Origin of the sequence: Sphingomonas sp. ASV193 (assembly GCF_040203355.1) — a bacterium.
GTDB lineage: Bacteria > Pseudomonadota > Alphaproteobacteria > Sphingomonadales > Sphingomonadaceae > Sphingomicrobium.
In genome coordinates this window covers 114988-135398 of sequence record NZ_JBEHBW010000007.1, presented here as the reverse complement: position 1 = coordinate 135398, position 20411 = coordinate 114988, and the positions used below count along the sequence as shown (strand labels likewise).

15 protein-coding genes are annotated in these 20411 nt (G+C 68.6%); 6 read left to right on the top strand and 9 right to left on the bottom strand.

Translation table 11 applies throughout. The features are described from left to right. Both ABDK56_RS12460 and ABDK56_RS12455 read right to left on the bottom strand, forming a co-directional pair. On the bottom strand, positions 1 to 3885 hold a 3885-nt coding region (locus ABDK56_RS12460), incomplete at its 3' end, for a beta strand repeat-containing protein (protein WP_349808606.1). A 640-nt stretch (positions 3886 to 4525) separates the two neighbouring features. Then, positions 4526 to 5518, bottom strand: coding sequence for an adenosine kinase (locus tag ABDK56_RS12455; RefSeq protein WP_349808605.1), 993 nt, complete (start codon positions 5516 to 5518; stop codon positions 4526 to 4528). 95 nt (positions 5519 to 5613) lie between these two features. Between ABDK56_RS12455 and ABDK56_RS12450 the strand changes: the two genes are divergently transcribed. Continuing rightward, a complete protein-coding gene (locus ABDK56_RS12450; protein ID WP_349808604.1) occupies positions 5614 to 5967 on the top strand; it encodes a hypothetical protein in 354 nt (117 codons plus the stop codon). Positions 5968 to 5976: 9 nt separating this feature from the next. Here the strand turns inward: ABDK56_RS12450 and queG are convergent, their stop codons facing one another. Continuing rightward, entirely contained in the window at positions 5977 to 7008 is a 1032-nt protein-coding gene (gene queG / locus ABDK56_RS12445) for a tRNA epoxyqueuosine(34) reductase QueG (RefSeq protein WP_349808603.1), read from the bottom strand. Between the two features lie 39 nt (positions 7009 to 7047). On the opposite strand from queG, the gene ABDK56_RS12440 reads away from it, so the two are divergent. From ABDK56_RS12440 to ABDK56_RS12430, 3 genes are all read left to right on the top strand, one after another. After that, positions 7048 to 7983, top strand: coding sequence for an ABC transporter ATP-binding protein (locus ABDK56_RS12440; protein ID WP_349808602.1), 936 nt, complete (start codon positions 7048 to 7050; stop codon positions 7981 to 7983). Beyond that, positions 7980 to 9188 (top strand): ABC transporter permease, encoded by a 1209-nt coding sequence (locus ABDK56_RS12435; RefSeq protein WP_349808601.1) that lies wholly within the window; start codon positions 7980 to 7982, stop codon positions 9186 to 9188. The genes ABDK56_RS12440 and ABDK56_RS12435 overlap by 4 nt, the downstream gene beginning before the upstream one ends. Before the next feature lie 175 nt (positions 9189 to 9363). Continuing rightward, positions 9364 to 9960 carry a hypothetical protein gene (locus ABDK56_RS12430; RefSeq protein WP_349808600.1) on the top strand — a complete coding sequence of 199 codons (597 nt, stop codon included), beginning with the start codon at positions 9364 to 9366 and terminating at the stop codon, positions 9958 to 9960. On the opposite strand, the gene ABDK56_RS12425 is transcribed toward ABDK56_RS12430, so the two are convergent. The 4 genes from ABDK56_RS12425 to ABDK56_RS12410 are packed head-to-tail and all read right to left on the bottom strand — an operon-like array spanning position 9929 to position 13018. After that, positions 9929 to 10660, bottom strand: a complete 732-nt coding sequence (locus ABDK56_RS12425; RefSeq protein WP_349808599.1) for an isocitrate lyase/PEP mutase family protein — start codon at positions 10658 to 10660, stop codon at positions 9929 to 9931. The genes ABDK56_RS12430 and ABDK56_RS12425 overlap by 32 nt on opposite strands. Then, complete coding sequence (locus ABDK56_RS12420; protein WP_349808598.1) at positions 10657 to 11019, bottom strand: VOC family protein; 363 nt, start codon at positions 11017 to 11019, stop codon at positions 10657 to 10659. Before ABDK56_RS12420 ends, ABDK56_RS12425 begins: the two co-directional genes overlap by 4 nt. A 2-nt stretch (positions 11020 to 11021) precedes the next feature. Further along, a complete protein-coding gene (locus tag ABDK56_RS12415) occupies positions 11022 to 11825 on the bottom strand; it encodes a LytR/AlgR family response regulator transcription factor (RefSeq protein WP_349808597.1) in 804 nt (267 codons plus the stop codon). After that, on the bottom strand, positions 11825 to 13018 hold the full coding sequence (locus ABDK56_RS12410) for a sensor histidine kinase (protein WP_349808596.1): 1194 nt from the start codon (positions 13016 to 13018) through the stop codon (positions 11825 to 11827). The genes ABDK56_RS12415 and ABDK56_RS12410 overlap by 1 nt, the downstream gene beginning before the upstream one ends. A gap of 87 nt (positions 13019 to 13105) precedes the next feature. On the opposite strand from ABDK56_RS12410, the gene ABDK56_RS12405 reads away from it, so the two are divergent. Beyond that, positions 13106 to 15025 (top strand): M1 family metallopeptidase, encoded by a 1920-nt coding sequence (locus ABDK56_RS12405; RefSeq protein WP_349808595.1) that lies wholly within the window; start codon positions 13106 to 13108, stop codon positions 15023 to 15025. A 57-nt stretch (positions 15026 to 15082) separates the two neighbouring features. Continuing rightward, positions 15083 to 17425 (top strand): putative bifunctional diguanylate cyclase/phosphodiesterase, encoded by a 2343-nt coding sequence (locus ABDK56_RS12400; protein WP_349808594.1) that lies wholly within the window; start codon positions 15083 to 15085, stop codon positions 17423 to 17425. A gap of 10 nt (positions 17426 to 17435) precedes the next feature. Here ABDK56_RS12400 and ABDK56_RS12395 read toward each other — a convergent pair whose 3' ends face one another. Both ABDK56_RS12395 and ABDK56_RS12390 read right to left on the bottom strand, forming a co-directional pair. Beyond that, on the bottom strand, positions 17436 to 19760 hold the full coding sequence (locus ABDK56_RS12395; RefSeq protein WP_349808593.1) for a PAS domain-containing protein: 2325 nt from the start codon (positions 19758 to 19760) through the stop codon (positions 17436 to 17438). Positions 19761 to 19892: 132 nt separating this feature from the next. Next, on the bottom strand, positions 19893 to 20411 hold the full coding sequence (locus tag ABDK56_RS12390; RefSeq protein ID WP_349808592.1) for a flavin reductase family protein: 519 nt from the start codon (positions 20409 to 20411) through the stop codon (positions 19893 to 19895).

Here is a 20411-nt window from a genome sequence, read left to right as displayed (position 1 = left end):
GCTCGTCGTGCCGTTGTTGGTCCCGGTCGAGTCGCTGAACGGGCTGGTCAGCGTGTAGGTGTAGCTGCCGTCCGCGTTGAGCACGAAGATGCCGTGCGCCGTCGTCACCGACTGCGCATCGTACCCGGTCGCACCCGACACGCTCAGCGTGCCGCTCACGGCTTCCGCGGTCGAGTCGGGGTTCGACCCCGTCACCAGCGCCGCCTCGTCGACCGTCTTGGTCTGGTCGTCCGGCGCCAGCGTCACGTCCGCCACGTTGATCGTCAGCGTCGTGGTGCTGAGGTCGCCGTCGCCGTCCTTGATCGTATAGACGAAAACGTCGCTCGCCCCGGCCGGCGGGTTGGTGTTGGGGTTGGCGTGGTAGCTGTAGCTGCCGTCCGCCTGGAGAACGAGGTCGCCGTACTGGCCGTGGATCGTCGTGTTGATTCCGCCCGTCACCGCGCTGGTGGTGTCGCCACCCGCCACGCGAACGCCGACCACGCCGCCGCCGGCATCCTTGCCGTCCGCGCCGAACACGTCGTTCGTCTCGACATTGCCGGTCTGCGTGCCGCCCTCGAGAACCGTCCCGCTGTCCGCCATCGCGGTCGGTACGTCGTCGATGATCCGGATGTCGAGCGTGTTGCTAGCGGTCGATCCGTCGTGGTCGGTGACCATCACGGTCAGGCTGTCGAAGATCGAGTCCGCGCCCGGATTGGGCTCGCCGACCGCGTTCTGTAGCGTGTAGGTGTAGCTGATCGTGCCGCCGACGATCGACCCGCCCGCGCCGTAGACTGGGTCGATCGCGGTGATCGTCAGCGTCCCCGAGGCGGTCGTGATCGTCTGTCCGACATTCAGGGTCGTCCCGTCGATCAGCGTATGCCCGTCGAGCGTGAGCGTGCCGGTCGAGCCGAGCCCGTCCGCCGCGGTGAAATCGAAGCTTCCGGTCTGGGTCAGCGCCGTGGCGTCAGGGTTGCTCCCCGCCGCCAGGTTCGCTTCGTTGACGACCGCTTCGCCGCCCTCGACGTCGAGGCCGGTCAGGACGACCGGATCGTTCGCGCCGAAGATGGTCAGCGTAAGGGTCGAGCCGCTGGTCGCCGACCCGTCGCTGGTGGTGTAGTTGAAGCTCTCGCTGAGCGTCTCGCCGTCGCCGAGCTGCTGGACCGCAGCATAGGCGGCCGGGTTCTCGGCCTGCGTGTAGAGCGTGTAGGTGTAGCTGCCGTCGGCGTTAATCACCAGCACGCCGTAATTGCCGTTGTAAGTGCCCGCCGTCGCCACGGTCAGCGTCGTGCCGGCGTCGGCATCGGTGTCCGCCTGGTCGGCGAAGCTGAGCGACGGCGAGGGATCGCCGGGATGATCCTGGCTGGTCAGGACGTTGCCGCTGGCGGCCAGATGCAGGTCTTCCTGCACCCAGTTGGTGTCGGGGTTGGCGACCGGCGGGGCGTTCGTGCCGTCGACCTCGATCGTCAGCGTCGTGCTGCTGGTGTCGCCGTCACCATCGGTGATGGTGTAGGTGAACACGTCGTTGACGTGCGCGTTCGCGCCGAGCGCCTGGACCGCGGCATAGGCCTCGGGGTTCTGCTCCTGCGTGTAGAGCGAATAGCTGTAGCTGCCGTCGGCATTGAGCGTCAGATAGCCGTAGAGACCGGCGATGCTGGTCGCGACACTGCCCGACACCGCCGTGCCCGTGTCGCCCGCCGCGACGCCGGTGACGTGCGCGCCGTCCGCGCCTTGCGTGTCGACCACGCCGTCGGTGCCGTTCGAATCGCTGCCGCCGACGCCGGTGATGACGTTGCCGTCGGCCGGGTGGCTCGCCCCGTCGCTGATCGCATCGACGTCGGCATGCGCGGTCGGGTGATCGTCGACGACGCGGACGTCGAGCGTGTCGCTCGACGACTGGCCGTCGCGATCGGTGACGCTGACCCCGAACTGGACGTGGGTATCCCCGCCCTCGCTCGAATTGCTGCCGATCGTGTTGTCGTTCAGCGTGAAGACGTAGTGGAGCGTCCCGTTACCGGTCGACGCGTCATAGGTGAAGTTCGACACGACCAGCGAATAGCTGCCGTTCGATACGACCGTGTTGCTGCCGGCGCTGAGCTGCGCGAGCGTCAGCGTGACCGTGCCGCCCCCCGGGATGGTGAAGGTCATCGACTGGACGCCGTCGAGCGAGGTGAAGGCGACGTCGCCCGCCGCGGTCGGGTTGCCGCCGCCGGCATAGGCGCTGCCCGCGGGCTCGCCGTCGTGCGCCGGGAGCAGGTTTTCGAATACCTGGTTGTCGGCCGAATCCTGCGGCAGATAGTCAACCACGTGGATCGTCGGCGGGCTGTTCGGCAGGGCGATGGTCAGCGTCGCGCTTGACGTGTCGCCGTCGCCGTCGGTGAGCGTGTAGGTGAAGGTGTCCGTGCCCCCGCCGCCGGTCGCGCCGGGCGTATAAGCATAGTCGTAATGGCCGTCGGGATAGATGGTCAGCGTGCCATGGCTGCCCTGGACGGTGAAGCTGCCGTCGGCGTTGGCGGCCATCGTGTGACCCGCCGCCGCGATCGCGGTGACCTTCGCGCCGTCGGCACCCTGCGTATCGACCCCGGGGCCGCTGGTGCCGCCGTCGGTCCCCGCGCCGCTGATCACGTTGCCGGTGGCATGGGTCGACTGCGAATCGAGCGAATCGCTGTCGTTGCGCGCGGTCGGCACGTCGTCGGCGATGTGAATCGTCAGCGATGCGGTCGCGACGTCCCCGGTCGCGTCGACCACCTTCACCGCGAACACGTCCTGGGTCGCGTCGCCATTCGTGTTGTCGGCAAGCGTGTAGGTATAGCTGATGTTGCCGCCGTTGATGGCGGTAATCGTCATGTCGCCATATTGGCCGTGGATGACCGCGCCGACCGCCACGGTGACGGGTCCGTCGACACCGGTGATGGTGATCGTGTTCGGCGTGTCGAGCGAGGTGACGACGATCGTCCCGTTGGTCGTCTCGCTGTTCGAGGCGCTGTTGCTGCCGGCGGGCTCAAGGCCGCGCGCGGGAAGCCCCGCCTCGTTGACCGAATCCTCGGCCGCGGTGAGGCCAGGGGCGACGTCGTGGGGCTCGATGACCACGCTCGGCTTGTTGTCGATCACCGCCGTGACTTCGTTGAAGTCGGGCGGCGTGTAGCCCATTTCGGTCGGCGGAATGAGGTCGCCCAGCGGCACGCCCGGATCAAGCGGCGGGACCGGGATCTCGAAATTGCCGCCGCTCGACTGCGGCGGCCCGGCGGCGGGCTGGACTTCGGAATCGATCAGCAGCGAGGCGAGCGTTGTCGAGGGAACCTCGACCCCGTTCAGCACCAGCTGCGGGACGAACACCGCGCCGTCGTGGATCACGCGCTGCGTGCCGTCGGGCATGTCGATGACGAGGTCGCGGCCGATGACATGGACGTCCTCGAGCGAAACCCCGGCCGGAAGGACGACGACGCCGTCGGGCCCGACGCTGATCTGCTCGGCCTTCGACAGCTTGTCGGGATCGAGCTCGAAGCGGATCGCGAGCTGCGCGGTCGAATGTTCGCCGGCCTTGTCGGTCAGCGTGTAGGTGAAGACGTCGGTGGCGCCGTTGGGATGGCCGGCGTGCGGGACATACTTATAGTTGCCCTGCGCATCGATGGTCAGCGTGCCGTAGCGCCCGGCGACCATCAGGTGGCCGCCCGACACGGTCGAGTCGCTGCCGCCCGCGCCCTGGATCGCGGTGATGTGCGCGCGGCCCGCGCCAAGCGCGTCCTCCCCGGCCTGCCCGCTGAAGGTGCCCGCGCCGCTGATGACGTTGCCGCTTGCCGGCGCGCTCGAGTGCGCGGGAATGATGTCGAGATCGTTGTGGGCGGCGAGCGACCCCGTGGTCTCGTTGCCCGAATGAATGTTGCTGCTCGAAGCGTCGTCGTACCGCATCGCAAACCCCTTGCCCCAATCCCGCTCCGGGAAAGGTCCCGGCGCCATTACGAGGGGCCGCACATCGGGGCTCGCGGTGAAGCGAGGTGGTTAACCGATCGAGCGCTGCCCCACGCTCACGGGAAGTAGACAATCACCGTCGATCGGTTTTGGCAAGAGTAGCCTAGTCCCGCGTCGATTGTATCCCTTCGAGAATGACGGATTGATGGCGCCTCTTCAGTTAACGAATGTAATAGAGTCGAATGGAGTATTTGTTTTATCTGTGTAATGCGTAAATTGAGGTCAAGATTAGTTCATCCTTTTTCTTCGTTCGAACGAACGCCTTCTTACCTATGGGTGAAGGTTGTTCGCGACGTTGCGCTGGAACTCGTCGAGAATGCGTCGTTTACAAATCGTTAAACTTTGAATCCGCATCGGGAATCGCTCCCGTCAAGCACGAATCCATTTGCGCGCCGATCGAGTGGAATTTTTTATCGGTCGAGTCCCGATCGGGGACGTTGACCAATGTTAAGAGCCCGCGTCCCGATCGCAGGCCGGCCGCGACTCGGCGGAGCGCCGACGGAGTCGCCCGCGCTTTGAAAGTCGTTTGTCGTCGCGGCTCCGACGGTGGTTCATGCCGCCGCCACGCCCGGCGGTCGCCTTAGAGCAGCGCGCCCGCGAGGGTGCGCAGATCGGCCTCGGGCCGCGCGCCATAATGCTGGATCACCTCGGCGGCGGCGATCGCGCCAAGCCGGAGCGACAGGTCGAGCGAAAGCCCCTTCGCCTCGCCCGCCAGGAACCCCGCCGCGAACAGGTCGCCCGCGCCGGTCGTGTCGACCAGCCGCTCGATCGGCTCGGCGGCGACGCTTGCCTTCTGGCCGCCGCGCACCGCGACCGCGCCCTGTTCGGAACGGGTCACGACCAGCGTCACCACCTTCGCCGCGGTATCGGCGACCGCGGCGTCGAAGTCCGACTGGCCGCTGAGCTCGCAGATCTCGGCCTCGTTGGCGAACAATATGTCGATCCGCCCTTGATCGATCAGCCGCAGGAAATCGTCGCGGTGGCGCGCGATGCAGAAGCTGTCGCTCAAGGTGAAGGCGACCTTGCGCCCGGCGGCGCGCGCCGCGTCGATCGCGGCTTCCATCGCCGCGCGTGGCCCCGGCGGATCCCACAGATAGCCTTCGAGATAGACGATCGCGCTGTCGGCGATGGCGGCGAGGTCGATGTCCTTCGCGTCGAGCTGCTGCGCGGCGCCGAGAAAGGTGTTCATCGTCCGCTGCGCGTCGGGCGTCACCAGCACCAAGCAACGCGCGGTCGCGCCGACGTCGCCCCGCGCCGCGACCGGGAAGGCCACGCCCTGCGCCTCGATATCGTGCCGGTAGATGGTGCCGAGCTGGTCGGTCGCGACCTGCCCGACGAAGGCGGTGCGGATGCCGAGCGCGGCGGCCCCCGCGGCGGTGTTCCCCGCCGATCCGCCGCTCACCTCGCGCGCCGGGCCGATGAGGTCATAGAGCCGCACCGCCTCGGCCTCGTCGATCAGCCGCATCGATCCCTTGTCGAGCGACTGTTCGGCAAGGAACGCGTCGTCGGTGTCGGCGATGACGTCGACGATGGCATTGCCGATGCACAGCAGGTCGTAGCGGGGAGCGGTCATGGATCTCTCGTGTCGGGGCTGAAGCGAGCCGCCTAGCCGCCGAGGCGGAGCCGGGCAAGCTTGTCAGCGCGGGCGCGCTTGGCCAAGGTCGCGTCATGCGCCGCCTGCTCCTGCTGCTCCCCTTCGCCCTCGCCGCCTGCTCCTCGACCCCGGGCGAGGAGGCGCCTTCGCCCGCCACCCCAGCCCCCCCGCCGTCGCAGCGCGGCGAGCTGATCGGGTTGAGCGCGAACGAGCTCGCCGCCAGATATGGCGCCCCCGACCTGCAGGTGCGCGAGGGCGACGGGACCAAGCTGCAGTTCCGCAGCCGCAACTGCGTGCTCGACGCCTATCTCTATCCGCCGCCTGCCGGGGTCGCCGGGATCGCGCGGGTCAGCCATGTCGACACGCGCGACCTCAACGGCAACGACGTCGACCAGGCGAGCTGCGCGGCGAGCCTGACCTTCCGCTGACCGGCCGGGTCAGATCCGCTCGATCGCCCAGCGCGCGGCGTCGGCGACCACCGGGTCGTCGCTGGCGAGATGCCGCTCGATCGCCGGGCGGAGCGCCGGGTCGCCGCTGTTCCCCGCAGCAACGAGACAGTTGCGAAGGAACCGCCCAACCCCGATCCGCTTGATCGGCGAGCCGGCGAAGAACTCGCGGAAGGTGCGATCCTCCAGCTCGAGCAGGTCGGCCAGCCGCGGCGCCGCCAGCTCGGCGCGCGGCCGGAACGCGGCATTCGCCCCCGCCGCCGCGGCGAAGCGGTTCCATGGGCACACCGCCAGGCAATCGTCACAGCCGTAGATGCGATTGCCGATCGCCTCGCGAAACTCGAGCGGGATCGGGCCGGCGAGCTCGATCGTGAGGTAGGAAATGCACCGCCGCGCATCGAGCCGGTGCGGCGCGACGATCGCCCCGGTCGGGCAGGCGTCGATACAGCGGGTGCAGCTTCCGCAATGCGGCTCGGCCGGGGCTTCGGGGATCAGTTCGAGCGTGGTGTAGATGATGCCGAGGAACAGCCAGTTGCCGTGCCGGCGCGACAGCAGGTTGGTATGCTTGCCCTGCCAGCCGATTCCGGCGGCGGCGGCGAGCGGCTTTTCCATCACCGGGGCGGTATCGACGAATACCTTGAGCTGACACCCCGCCTCGTCGGCCAGCCAGCGGCCGAGCGCCTTCAGCCCCTTCTTGACCGTCTTGTGATAGTCGCCGCCCTGCGCATAGACCGACACCCGCCCGCGATCGCGCGCCGCCGCTAGCGCCAGCGGGTCCTCGCCGGGGGCATAGCTCATCGCCAGCGCGATCACGCTGCGCGCCTCGGGCCACAGCCCGGTCGGCGCGGCGCGCTGGTCGGCGCGCGCCTCCATCCACCCCATCTCGCCATGCTGGCCAAGCGCGAGCCATTGCCGCAGCGCCTCGCCCGCCTCGGGCGCGGCATCGGCGCGCGCGAAGCCGCAGGCGACGAAGCCGAGTTCTTCCGCCTTGTCGCGAATATGCTGTTCGAGGCTTGCCCTCATGCACCAAGCCTTTACCGATTGCGCACCAAAGGGGAACCGATGCTCGCCGCCGAAGCCCATGACCTCGTCAAGACCTTCGACGGCAAGACCGCCGTCGACGGCGTCAGCATCGCCGTCCCCGCCGGGTCGATCAGCGGCATCCTCGGCCCCAACGGCGCGGGCAAGACGACCACCATCCGCATGATGCTCGGCATCATCGACCCCGACAGCGGCACCCGCCGGCTACTCGGGCACGACCGTCCGCTCGAGGCGGCGCACGAGGTCGGCTATCTGCCCGAGGAGCGCGGCCTCTATCCCTCGATGCCCGCGCTCGAGGCGATGGCCTTCATGGGCGCGCTTCGCGGGCTGCCGCTCGCCGAGGGGCGGCGGCGGGGGCGCGCGGTGCTCGAGGAGAACGGCCACGCCGACTGGGCGGCCAGGACCATCCGCAGCCTGTCGAAAGGGCAGGCGCAGACGGTCCAGATCTACGGCAGCCTGCTCCACCGGCCGAAGCTGATCGTGCTCGACGAGCCGTTCAGCGGGCTCGACGCGATCAACCAGGAAAAGCTCGAGGCGCTGATCCGCCGCCAGCGCGACCAGGGGGTCACGGTGATCTTCTCGACCCACGTCATCGCCCATGCCGAGCGATTGTGCGACCGGGTGGCGATCATCGCCGGGGGCCGGGTCGCGTTCGACGGCCGGGTCGCCGAGGCGCGCGAGACGCTCCGCCCGATCGTCACGCTGCGCACCCGCTCGACCGACGGGCCGTGGCGCGCAGCGCTCCCCGCCGAGGCGCGCGCCAACGGCAACGAGTGGAAATTCGAGCTTCCCGAGAGCGGGCCCGAGCCGCTGCTTCGCGCGCTGCTCGACGGCGGCGCGGGGATCGAGACGCTGAGCATCGAGCGGCCCGGCCTCCACGACGCGTTCATCGCCATCGCCGGCGAAAGCGCGGCGCGCGAGATGGGCGGGGCCGAGCCGGGGCGGCAGGCGGCATGAGGATCGCCGAAACGCTCCGCGCCGCCGCGGTCATCGCCCGCCGCGACTTCAAGGCGACGGTGATGAGCCGCGCCTTCATCTTCTTCCTGCTCGGGCCGATGTTCCCGGTGCTGATTGGGGTCGTGTTCGGCGGGATCGGGGCGAAGCTCGCCAAGGACGCCCCGCCCCCGAAGGTGGCGGTAACATGGCCGGCGACGCGCGATTTCGACCAGCTTCGCGGCGCTTACGACCGGCTTTCGCCGCTGTTCGTCCAGGGTAAGCCGCCCTTCACCCTGTCCGCCGCGCCCGGCGCGAAGGCGCACGACCTGTTCGCCACCGACAAGCCCCCGGCCGCGGTGCTCGCCGGCTCGCTCGACCAGCCGCACCTGTCGGGAATGATCGACCCGGGCGGCGCGACCGCGGTCACGCTCGACAGCCTGCTCGAGGAAGCGCGCCGCGACCGCGCCGCGGGCCTCCCCGCCGACGCGGGCCGCGCCAGCCTTCGCGTGCAATCGGTCGACGACGGCGGCGCGGCGCAGGGCGACCGCACCGACACCGCCCGCGCCGCGCAGTTCCTGCTGTTCTTTCTCACGCTGTTCCTGTCGACCATGACGCTATCGCAGCTGATCGAGGAGAAATCGAACAAGGTGATCGAGGTGCTCGCCGCCGCGGTCCCGGTCGATTCGATCTTTCTCGGCAAGCTCGTCGCGATGCTCGGCGCCAGCCTCGTCGGGGTCGCGGTGTGGCTCAGCATCGGCGCGGTCGGGATCAAGGTCTGGCTCGGCGGTTACCACGCGCTCCCGACCCCCGGCGTCGGCTGGCCGGCATTCATCGCGCTGACCTTTCTCTACTTCGCCACCGCCTACCTCATCCTCGGCGCGCTGTTCCTCGGCATCGGCGCGCAGGCGCAGAGCGCGCGCGAGGTGCAGACGCTGTCGATGCCGGTGACCTTCAGCCAGATCGTGCTGTTCGCCTTCGCCTCGGCGGGGATCGCCGACCCCAACGGGCACAACGCGCTGCTCGCCGCCTTCGTCCCGCTGTCCTCGCCCTTCGCGATGATCGCCCGCGCCGCCGAGCTCGACCCGCTGTGGCCGCACCTGTTGGCGCTCGGCTGGCAGCTGCTGTGGGTCGCGATCATTCTGCGCTTCGTCAGTGGGCGCTTCCGCCGCGCCGTGCTAAAGTCCGGCCCGTCGCGGCGCCCGTTCTGGAAGAAGCGCGCCGCCTGACAGGGGGGCGAGGATGCGGTTCGCGAGGCGCGTCGGTGGCGCACTGGGGAAGATCGAGGACCGCGACTGGGCGCTGCTCGCGCTCGAAACGATCAGTGTCATCGCCGGAATCCTGATCGCGTTCGAGCTCCAGCAATGGGGCGAGGCGAGAGCCGACGACCGGCGGGCCCGGGTGATGCTCGACCGTCTTTACGAAGAGTCGCTGGACGACGTCGCGTCGGCGCAGCGCATCTTGTCGCGGCTCGAGCCGATGGTCGCGAACGAAATCCGCTTCTCGACGTCGCTGAGCGATGGAAAATGCCCCCCGGCGGACCAATGGGATGCCGTCGCTTCGGTCGACCTGTTCCCCTCGATCGTCGCCCCGCACGCCGTTCTGGACGAGATGGTGGCGGGCGGCGGCATGTCGGCGATCCGCGATCCCGGGCTGCGCGAAGCGATTCAGGCCTATCGCTCCGATCTCGACTTCGCGGCGCGGCAGAACGAGTTTTTCCGAAGCAAGCACGAAACCCTCCTGCGCAGCGGCGACCCACGGATGACGCTTCGCTTCGATCAGGCGAAGTCCGAGTCCGTCACGCCGGCATTCGACACCGCCGGGCTGTGCGCCGACCATGGCTTTCGCAACGCGATGATCAACGCTACCCGCGACCAGCTGGTCCTGCTGACGATGCGCAAGCGGAACGCCGCGCGGGCGCGCGCGATGTGCACCGCGCTCGCCAGGGCGACGGGAAATCGATGCGCGCCTAGCCCAGCGCCGCCTCGGCCATCGTCCTGAACGTCGCCATCAGCGCGCGGAGCGGGAAGGGACCGTGGCTGATCCGCGCCACCCCGGCCGCCGCCCATGCGCGTTTCGACGGCGCGCCGGGGATGGCGATGACGTTGAGGGGCAGCGGCACCTCGCCCACCACCCGCTCGATCTCCGCCGGATCGGTCAGCCGCGGCACGAAGAAGCCGCTCGCCCCCGCGTCGGCGAAGGCCTTGCCGCGCGCGATCACCGCTTCGATCGGCGCGGCACCGTCCTTGATCCGAAGGTCGGTGCGCGCGTTGACGAAGAAATCGTCGCCGACCGCCGCCCGGATCGCCGCGATCCGCCGCACCTGATGCTCGAGGGAATGAACTCCCTCGCCTCCGATGCGCTGGTCCTCGAGATTGCAGCCGACCGCGCCGGTCGCCTTGAGCGCCACGACATTGGCCGCGGCCGCCTCGGGCACGATCGAATAGGCGCCCTCGAAATCGATCGTCACCGGCAGGTCGACCGCGCCGACGATCCGCCGGGCATTGGCGAACACGAGGTCGAGCGGCACCTGCTCGCCATCGGGCATGCCGAGCGCGTCGGCAACCGGGTGACTGCCGGTCGCGATCGCCTTCGCACCCGCCTCGGCCACCACCTTCGCGCTGCCCGCGTCCCAGATGTTGAAGAACACCAAGGGGTCGCCGGGGACGTGAAGCGCGGCGAAGTCGGAAAAGCGGCTCATTCGGAGGCCTGCTGATAGAGTTCGAGCTTCACTCCGTCGGGATCGACGATCCACGCGAATTTGCCATAGTCGTCGTCCTGCAGGTCGAGGATCGCGACGCCCTTCCGCTCGAGGTCGGCGACCAGTCCGTCGAGATCGTCGACCCTAAGGTTGATCATGAACGGCAGCGCGCTCGGCACGAACTTGTCGCTGTCCGCGGCGAACGGGGTCAGCAGGCTGAACCCGCCCGGATCGTCCTTGAAGGCGAACATCGCCCCCCATTCGCCGCCGATGCCGAGCATTTCCCGGTACCAGGCCCGCGTCGCCGCCGGGTCGAGCACCCGATAGAAGAGTCCGCCGAGGCCGGTGACCTTCGCCACCCCTAGTGGACGAACCGCGCGACCACGTCGCGATAGCTTCGGCTGACCTTCACCTGCGCCCCGCTTTCGAGCACCAGGAAGCATTCGCCGTTGGTGTGCGGCTTGACCTGGCGAACCTGGTCGAGGTTGACGATGGTCGAGCGGTGGACCCGCTGGAACCGGCGCGGGTCGAGCCGTTTTTCGAGGTCCTTCATCGTCTCGCGCAGGATCAGCGTGTTGTCGCCGGTCTGGATGCACATGTAATCGCCCGCCGCGTCGATCCGCTCGATGCTGTCGACGTCGACCCGGAAGATCTGCCCCTGGTCGCGAATATTGATCATCTTTTCGAACCGGTTCGAGGCCGGCGCGTCGGTCGCGGCGGTGTCGAAATCCTCGGCCGCTTCGGGCGCATGTTCGACCAGTGCTTCCTTCAGCCGTTCGGCCTCCTCGGCGCCGCGCCGCTCGGCCAATCGCTGGCGGACGCGGTCGAGCGTCGCCGCGAGGCGATCCTCTTCGACCGGCTTCATCAGATAGTCGACCGCCTGCGCGTCGAACGCGCGCAGCGCATGGTCCGAATAGGCGGTGACGAACACGAACAGCGGCGGTTCGACCTCCATCAGCCCCTGGACGACCGAGAAGCCGTCGAAGCCGGGCATCTGCACGTCAAGGAAGACGAGGTCGGGCTTGTGGGTCTTGATCTGGCGGATCGCCTCGCGGCCGTTGGCGGCGGTGGCGATGATCTCGACATCGTCGTGGGCTTCGAGCCGCAGCCGCAGCCCCTGCGTGGCGAGCGGCTCATCGTCGACGAGGATGGTTCTGATGGTCATCAATCTTCCTTGGCTGCCGCCCGGTCGAGCGGGATTTCGAGGATAACGCTGAACCCCCCATGTTCGTTCGTTTTGGTCGTGAAGCCGTGCGCCGGGCCATAGGCCTGCGCCAGCCGGTCCTGGATATTGGCGAGCCCGACCCCGGTCGATTCGGCCATGATCAGCGCCGCCCCGCCGCCCGGCCCGCTGTCGGCGACCTCGATCCGCGCAGCCTGCCCCTGGCGGCTCGCGGTAATCCAGATGTCGGCCCCGTCCTCGGCCGGGGTGACCGCATATTTGATCGCATTCTCGACCAGCGGCTGGAGCAGCAGCGAGGGCAGCCGCGCGCCGATCGTTTCGGCATCGATCCGGAAATGCGGGCGGAGCCGGTCCTCGAAGCGCATCTTCTCGATCTCGAGGTAGAGCTTGAGCGTCTCGACCTCCTGCGCCAGCGTCACCTGCGCGGTCGGCTCATTGACCAGCGTGTAGCGCAGGAAGGACGACAGCCGCGCCAGCATCGCGTTGGCCCGCTCGGTCTGCTTCAGCAGCACCAGCGTCGAGATCGAGTTGAGCGTGTTGAACAGGAAATGCGGGTTGAGCTGGTAGCGCAGCATCGCCAGCTGTGCGCTCGACGCCTGGTTCTGGAGCCGCTCGCGCTGGTTGATCTCGTCCTCGAGCAGCAGGTAATAGTTGATCCCGTAATAAAGCGCCGACCACGCCGCGAGGATCGCGAAATCGAGGATGATCGCTCCGAAGAACTGCAGCCCGGCGGGCTTGTATTCGGGGTTGATGAAGGTCGCGAGGCTCCACGTCTCGATGAACGAAAAGGCCGACGAGGCGAGCACCACGGTCGCGAGGCTGAGGATCACCGTCCAGATCGCCCGCATCTGGATCAGCCGCCGATAGAGCGAGGCCATCAACAGCGTCAGCGAATAGCCGGTAGCGGTCAGCAGGAGCGTGTGAACGATGAACATCAGGCCCATCGAATTGGCCACGCCGCTGATTACGCGGAGGACGAAATAGCCGGTCCAGCCGATCGACTGGAGCACCCAGAACGCCTTGTTCTTGTCGGCGAAGAAGGGCGCATCGAGCCCGACGCCCTTGAGGATCGGGCGCGCGGGCCCCTTGCTCCGCCGGGCCGGCGCATAGGTCTTGGTCGCGGCCAGCGGCGGGGATGCCGCGGCTGCGGGCTGGGAAATCGGTTCGCTGGCCATCAGCGGCAGGCCTGAGTAAGGCGCGGCATCGGGGCGATATAGGCGGCGGGCCCGCCGAGGGCTAGGGTCGGGCTTGGCATGGAGACGATGATGATCGGTTCGACGATGGGGCTGGTGAGTGCGCTGGTGGCCGGTCTGGCGCTTGCATCGCCCGCGCCTGCCGCCATCGCCCCCGTTCTCGGCACCGCAGACGCCGTCGACACCGCCAGCTACGCCAAGCCGCTCGAGGCGCGGGTCACGCATGTCTCGCTCGACCTGACCGTCGATTTCCGCACCAGGTCGCTCGGCGGCACCGCGACGCTCGACATCGCCGCAAGGCCGGGCGCCGACACCATCGTGCTCGACGACAAGCGGCTCAGGATCGAGCGGGTCACCACCCCGGACGGACGGCCGCTCGCCTTCGCGGTCGGAAAGGACGACCCGACCTTCGGCGCGCCGCTGACGGTCAGGATCGGGGCGGCGCGGCGGATCGTCGTCCATTATCGCTCGGCCCCCGACGCGGGCGCGCTGCAATGGCTGACCCCCGCCCAGACCGCGGGAAAAAAGCGTCCCTTGCTCTTCAGCCAGGGCGAGTCGATCGAGAACCGCAGCTGGATCCCGACCCAGGATTCGCCCGGCATTCGCCAGAGCTGGGACGCGCACGTCACCGTCCCCTCGACCCTCGTCGCGGTGATGAGCGCGCCCGCCTGGACCGCGCCCGACCCGACCCCCGCGCCAAACGGCATGAAGAGCTTCGGCTACCGCATGGTCCACCCGGTCGCGCCCTACCTGATCGCGCTCGCGGTCGGCGACCTCGCTCACCGCGACCTCGGCCCGCGCACCGGGGTGTGGGCCGAGCCCGCCACGCTCGGCAAGGCCGCGCGCGAATTCGCCGACACCGAACAGATGGTCGCCGCCGCGGAGCGGCTCTACGGCCCCTACGACTGGGGGCGCTACGACATGCTCGTCCTGCCCCCCAGCTTTCCCTTCGGCGGGATGGAGAACCCCAACCTCACCTTTCTCACCCCGACGATCATCGCGGGCGACAAGAGCCTCGTCAGCGTCGTCGCGCACGAGCTCGCGCACAGCTGGTCCGGAAACCTCGCGACGAACGCGACGTGGAACGATTTCTGGCTCAACGAAGGCATGACGACCTACGCCGAGCGGCGGATCGTCGAGGCGGTCTATGGTAAGAAGGTCGCCCGGCAGCAGGTCGCGCTTGCGATCGACGCACTCGACGCCGCGATCGCAGACAATGGCGGCGCGTCCAGCCCCGACACCCGGCTCCACCTCGACCTCCAGGGGCGCAGTCCCGACGACGGGCTGACCGACATCGCCTATGAAAAGGGCGCCGCCTTCCTGCGGATGATCGAGGCCAATGTCGGCCGCTCGCGGTTCGATACGTGGCTGAAGGGCTGGTTCGACCGCCACCGCTTCCAGCCGGTGACCTCGGCGATGTTTCTCGCCGATATCCGCCGCAACCTCGTCAAGGGCAATCCGGCGCTCGAAGCCAGGCTGCAGCTCGACCGCTGGGTCTACCAACCGGGCATACCCGCCAACGCCGTTCCCGCCGACCCGGCCGCCTTCGCCGCGGTCGACCGCGCGGTCGCCGCTTATGGGACCGGGGTGCAGCCGTCCGCCGCGACCTGGGCCAAGTGGGATACCGACGAGCGGCTTCGCTTTCTCGGCCGGATCGCCCCGCGCCAGTCGCCCGCCGCGCTGACCCGGCTAGACCGGGCGTTCGGCCTGTCGCGATCGGGCAACGCCGAAATCCGCTTTGCCTTCCTCAAGCTCGCCGCGACCAATCGCGACGACGCGGCGCTGCCAGCGCTCGACGATTTCCTCGGCTCGGTCGGGCGCGGCAAGTTCGTCAAGCCGCTCTACCAGGCGCTGGCCGCAGACAAGGCTTGGGGCTTGCCGATCGCGCGGCGGATTTACGCCAGATATCGCGCCTCCTATCACCCGCTGGTCAGCCGCGACATCGACCGCATGGGGCTGGCCGGCGACCTTCCGACCGACAAAATTTAACCGCGTCGTAACCCAATTCGGCCTAGGTCCGTCCCGTTCCAATCTGGCGGGATGCGCATGTACGAAGCACCTGATCGTTATAAGCGGATGATTTCGGCCCGCCTTCCGGGCGGGGAATCGCTCGGTCTCGCGCAACCCGGAGGGGGCGAAGACGCCGGATCGCCGCTGCGCGACCGCCAGCTGATCGCGCGCGGGCTGCTCTCGCCCTTCTTCGCCGCCGCCAATTTCGCCGGCGCGCTGCTGCTCGCCTTCGCGATGTACGGGCAGGTCGAACCGGTGTGGATCGGCGGCTGGGTTGCCGCGGTCGGCGCCGCCAACTTCCTCGCGATGCAGGTCGCGCGGACCCAGGCGGTAACCCATGTCGGCCGCTCGGGGCGCCGGGTCCCGCAATGGCAGCTGCTCGGCGACGTCATCGTCCGCGCGGCGATCGTCCTTTCGCTGCCGATCTGGCAGTTCCCACACCTCGTCCCCGCGACGCAGGTAATCGTCGCCTCGCTGCTCGCCGGGCTCGGCATCGGCGCGCTCGGGCTGGTCGCCGTCCCCGCCAGCGTCGTCGCCTGGTTCGCCAGCTTCGTCGCCGGGATCAGCTATGCGCTGGTAATCGCCCGCCTGACGCTGCCGTTCCAGCACATGGTCTCGGTCGTCTTCACGCTCGGCATCGCGGTGTTCGGGGTGATGACCGTCACCCGCTGGTCGTTCGGCCAGCTCAAGACCAACGCCGATAATTCGAGCCAGTCCGAAGGCGCGGCGCTGCTGCTCCAGGAATATGAACAGCGCGGCGTCGGCTGGCTGTGGCAGGTCGATGCCGAGAACCGGGTCACCTACGTCTCGCACCGAATGGTGGCGATGGTCGGCCGCCCCTCGTCGGCGATCCTCGGGCAGACGCTTCCCGCGCTGCTCGGCGGCCATGCCGAACTCGGCCGCGTCCTGCTCGAAAAACAGTCGTTCAACGCGCTCGAAATGGAATTGAAGACCGCGCGCGGGACCCGCTGGATCTCGATGGCAGGCGATCCGATCGTCGACACCGCCGGCCGCTTCGAGGGCTTCCGCGGGGTCGGCAGCGACATCACCGAGGTTCGCCAGACGCAGGAGCGGCTGACCCACCTCGCCAACATGGACGTGCTGTCGGGGCTGCCCAACCGCGGCCGGGTCCGCCAGCTGCTCGGCGACGCGCTGCGCGGCGCGGTCAGCTCGAACGTGCCCTGCGCGATCATGTTTCTCGACCTCGACGGGTTCAAGCCGGTCAACGACACCTTCGGCCACCCGAAAGGCGACGCGGTGCTTCAGGCGGTCGCCAAGCGGCTGTGCGACGAGGTCGCCGCCGACGGCCATGTCGGCCGGATGGGTGGCGACGAGTTCGCCATCGTCATCACCGACGCCCAGTCGCGGCGCAAGGTCGAGGGGCTGGCCGACCGGATCATCGTCGGCATCGCCGAACCCTACATGATCGACGGCACCGAGATCCGCATCGGCGTGTCGATCGGCTGCGCCTTCGGCCCGATCGACGGGGCGACGGTCGACGACCTCATCCTCAAGGCCGACCTCGCGCTGTACGAAGCCAAGGGTGCCGGGCGCGGCGTCGCCAAATATTTCTCGAGCGAGCTTCAGTCCGAGCAGGAGGACCGCGTCCGGCTGGAGAACGACCTGCGCGCCGCGATCGCCTCGCGCCAGTTCCACCTCGTCTACCAGCCGCTGGTCGCGGCGCGCGACCAGAAGCTGGTCGGGTTCGAGGCGCTCATCCGCTGGAACCACCCCCAGCGCGGCATGATCCCGCCCCCGGTGTTCATCCCGCTGGCCGAGGAATGCGGCGTGATGGCGCAGATCGGCGAATGGGTGATCGAGGAAGCGGTCCGCGCCGCCTCGACCTGGCCCGAGCGGATCAACGTCGCGATCAACATCAGCCCGAAGCAGATCGTCCAGCCCAACCTGCCCAACGTCATCAGCCAGGCGCTCGCGCGCTACAAGGTGCAGGGCAACCGGATCGAACTCGAAGTGACCGAGGGCGTGTTCCTCGGCGACAAGGGCACCACCGTCGACGTGATGAAGCGGCTGCGCTCGCTCGGCGTCGGCATCGCGCTCGACGACTTCGGCACCGGCTATTCGTCGATCGGCTATCTGAACAAGGCGGTGTTCCACAAGCTCAAGATCGACGGCAGCTTCGTCCGCGAAGCCGGCACCCGGCCCGAGAACATCGCGATCATCCAGTCGATCGTCCAGCTCGCCAAGAGCTTCCGGATGAACGTCACTGCCGAGGGCGTCGAGACCGCCGAGGATTTCGAGCGGATGCGCGACCTCGGGGTCGACACGATCCAGGGCTATCTGTTCGGCCGCCCGCTAAGCTACGACCGCGCCAATCAGATGGTGCTCGGCCTGTCGGCGAAGGACCGCAAGAGCGCCTGAGGAAGGCGGGTCAGTCGCCCCGCCCGGCAAGTTCGCGTAGCGCGCGGTCGAGCGCCGCCGGCCGGAACGGCTTGGTCAGCAGCGCCGCGTCGGGCGCCGCGCGGCGGATCGCCTCGGTCTCGCTGTAGCCCGACACGAACAGGATCTTCTGGTCGGGACGCTCTGACAGCATCGCTTGCGCGACTTCGGCGCCGGTCATGCCTGGCATCAAATAATCGACCACCACCAAGTCGGGGCTCGTCGCGGCAAAGGCGGCCAGCCCCGACGTTCCATCGGTCGCTTCGCTGACCGAATAGCCCCGTTCCTCGAGGGTCGAGACGATGTAGCCGCGAACGTCGGGATCGTCGTCGATCACCAGCACCGATCGCCGCTCGGGCCGAACCGCTAGGGTTTCGCCCGCCTGCTCCTCGATCGCGGCGAGCGGCGCGGCATGGGCCCGGCGCAGGTAGATCGAGACATCGGTGCCCTCACCCGGCACGCTGTCGATTCGCACCGTCCCGCCCGACTGGCGCGCCATGCCGTAGACCATCGACAGCCCGAGCCCGGTGCCCTTGCCGACCTCCTTGGTGGTGAAGAACGGTTCGAACGCGCGCGCCGCGGTGGCCGCGTCCATCCCCGAGCCGGTATCGGCGATTGACAGGCGGACATAGTCGCCCGCGTCGAGCTCGGGATCGTTGGCGCCGACCGTCACCGGCCGCGCCGCGAGCGTCAGCGACCCGCCGTCCTTCATCGCGTCGCGCGCGTTGATCGCGAGGTTGAGGATCGCGACTTCGAGCTGGGTCGGGTCGGCCATCACCGGCGGAAGCGCACCGGCGAGCTCGAACTGCATCGCGATCCCCGGCCCGACGACGTTGCGCAGCAATGGCCCCATCTCCTCGACCAGCTGGGCGACGTCGGCCGGCTTGACCTCGAGCTTCTGGACCCGGCTGAACGCGAGCAGCTGGCTGGTCAGCCGCGCGCCGCGCTCCGCCGCCGACAGTGCGTTCTGCGCGTAGCGGAGCAGCTTGGGCTCCTCGATCCGCTTGGTGATGAGGTCGAGCCCGCCGACGATCACCGTCAGCAGGTTGTTAAAGTCGTGGGCGATGCCCCCGGTCAGCTGGCCGAGCGCTTCCATCTTCTGGCTCTGGCGAAGCTGCTCCTGCGCGACCTTGAGCTCGGTGATGTCGCGGACTTCGAACAGCAGGTAGCGGACTCGTCCGTTCTCGACGATCGGGCGCATGTCGCAGTCGAGGACGAAGCGGCCCACCGCCGGGTTCTGCAGGTCGAACTCTCGGCTCACCGTGTCGCCCGCCGCCGCGATCCTGACCATCTCGCGCACCTCGTCGCGATGCTCGGGCCGCACCGTCGCGCTTTCCCACAGGAGGTCGCCGCGCTTCGGTTCGATCCCCGGCGAACGCCAGCGCGCGCCGGTCTGGTTGATGTCGACGATCCGCCCGGACGGGTCGAGCAGCAGGATCGAGGCCCTGACCGTGTCGAACATCGCGCGAAACCGCGCCTCGCTCTCCACCAGCTCGCCTGCCTGCCGGCGAAGCGTGTCGCGGAGCTCGAGCTCGGCCTGCTTGGCAAGCGTGATGTCGCTGGCGACGCCGATGAAGCCGTTGTGCCGCCCCTCGGGATCGGACCGCGGCTGCGACACCGAGCGCAACCAGCGATAGTCGCCGTTGCCGTCGCGAAACCGGCCCTCGAGCGAAAAGGCCTCGCCGCTCGCCTCCCCGGCGATCGATTCGGCGACGATCCGGTCATGGTCGTCAGGATGAATCCGCTCGCGCCAGTCGAGCGTGCGCGCGGTTTCGAGGTCGACCCCGAGGAAGTCGGCATAGGCCTGGTTAACGAAATCGCGGCTGCGGTCGGCACGCGTCACCCATACCGGCGCGGGCGCCGAGTCGGCGATCCTGCGGAAACGCGCCTCGCTCTCGCGGATCGCCAGCTCGGCCGACTTCTGCTCGGTAACGTCCTGGACGATCATGATTACGCCCGCGACCGCACCGCCATCGGGCCGGTGCGGAATATATTCGGCCTTGGCATGGAGAAGGCCGCGGGTCGGGTGGTCGTATTCGGCCGCAAAGCGCTGCGGGATGCCGGCGAGCGCCTCTGCGATCCGCGCCTTGCGCAGCGAATAGGCGGTCGGCCCCATCACCTCGACCAGCGAATGGCCGAGGATCGCCGAGCGCGGCCGCTCGAACCAGTCGGCGATCGGGCGATTGCAGAAGCGGTAGACCTGGTCCCGGTCGCAATAGGCGACCATTACCGGCAGCGCGTCGGCGATCGCCACGATGGTCTGGAAATCGAACGACAGCGCACCGTCGGCGGACGTCGCCGTCGCGCGCGGCGGCACCGGACTGGCGCCGAAAGGCGAATCACTGACCCCCCGGTCGGACATGGCGGCGAGAATGACGTCAAAGCGTCGCCGAGTCACCACCTCGCGGCCGCGAGTCGGGTCGACGACTCGCCCCCGCGCCCGGCGCGCTCAGTCGAAGTGAAGCCGCCGATAGCGCCCGCGAAAATAGAGCAGCGGGTCGAGCGTCGGGTCGAAGGTCGCGCGCACCACCTCGCCGACGAGGATCCAGTGATCGCCCCCGTCATGGACCGCGTGGCGCCGGCATTCGAACACCGACAGCGATTCGCGGAGCACCGGGACGCCATGCTCGCCAAGCGCCCAGGCGGTCTGGCCGAAGCGGTCCTCGACCCGGGTCGAAAAGGTGATCGACGCGGGTTGCTGCCCGGTCTGGAGCACGTTGACCGCGAAATTATCGGCCCGCGTCAGCGGCGCGGCGGTCGCGGCCAGCTTGGCGATGCACACCAGCAGAAGCGGCGGGTCGAGGCTGACCGAGGTGAAGCTGTTGGCGGTCAGCCCGACCGGCTCGCCCCCCGCATCGAGGCAGGTTACCACCGTCACCCCGGTTGCGAAGCAGCCGAGCGCATCGCGCAGCGTGCGCGGGTCCGATCCGCTGCGATATTCGAGGGGCGGGGGCGGCGCGTCGCTCAT

Excerpts from the sequence above, each read along its gene's own strand:
- ABDK56_RS12450 (WP_349808604.1), top strand. The coding sequence starts at position 5,614 with ATGCGCCGCCTGCTCCTGCTGCTCCCCTTCGCCCTCGCCGCCTGCTCC.
- ABDK56_RS12410 (WP_349808596.1), bottom strand. The coding sequence starts at position 13,018 with ATGGCCAGCGAACCGATTTCCCAGCCCGCAGCCGCGGCATCCCCGCCG.
- ABDK56_RS12415 (WP_349808597.1), bottom strand. The coding sequence starts at position 11,825 with ATGACCATCAGAACCATCCTCGTCGACGATGAGCCGCTCGCCACGCAG.
- queG (WP_349808603.1), bottom strand. The coding sequence starts at position 7,008 with ATGAGGGCAAGCCTCGAACAGCATATTCGCGACAAGGCGGAAGAACTC.
- ABDK56_RS12435 (WP_349808601.1), top strand. The coding sequence starts at position 7,980 with ATGAGGATCGCCGAAACGCTCCGCGCCGCCGCGGTCATCGCCCGCCGC.
- ABDK56_RS12390 (WP_349808592.1), bottom strand. The coding sequence starts at position 20,411 with ATGAGCGACGCGCCGCCCCCGCCCCTCGAATATCGCAGCGGATCGGAC.
- ABDK56_RS12425 (WP_349808599.1), bottom strand. The coding sequence starts at position 10,660 with ATGAGCCGCTTTTCCGACTTCGCCGCGCTTCACGTCCCCGGCGACCCC.
- ABDK56_RS12405 (WP_349808595.1), top strand. The coding sequence starts at position 13,106 with ATGATGATCGGTTCGACGATGGGGCTGGTGAGTGCGCTGGTGGCCGGT.
- ABDK56_RS12440 (WP_349808602.1), top strand. The coding sequence starts at position 7,048 with ATGCTCGCCGCCGAAGCCCATGACCTCGTCAAGACCTTCGACGGCAAG.
- ABDK56_RS12455 (WP_349808605.1), bottom strand. The coding sequence starts at position 5,518 with ATGACCGCTCCCCGCTACGACCTGCTGTGCATCGGCAATGCCATCGTC.
- ABDK56_RS12430 (WP_349808600.1), top strand. The coding sequence starts at position 9,364 with ATGCTCGACCGTCTTTACGAAGAGTCGCTGGACGACGTCGCGTCGGCG.
- ABDK56_RS12400 (WP_349808594.1), top strand. The coding sequence starts at position 15,083 with ATGTACGAAGCACCTGATCGTTATAAGCGGATGATTTCGGCCCGCCTT.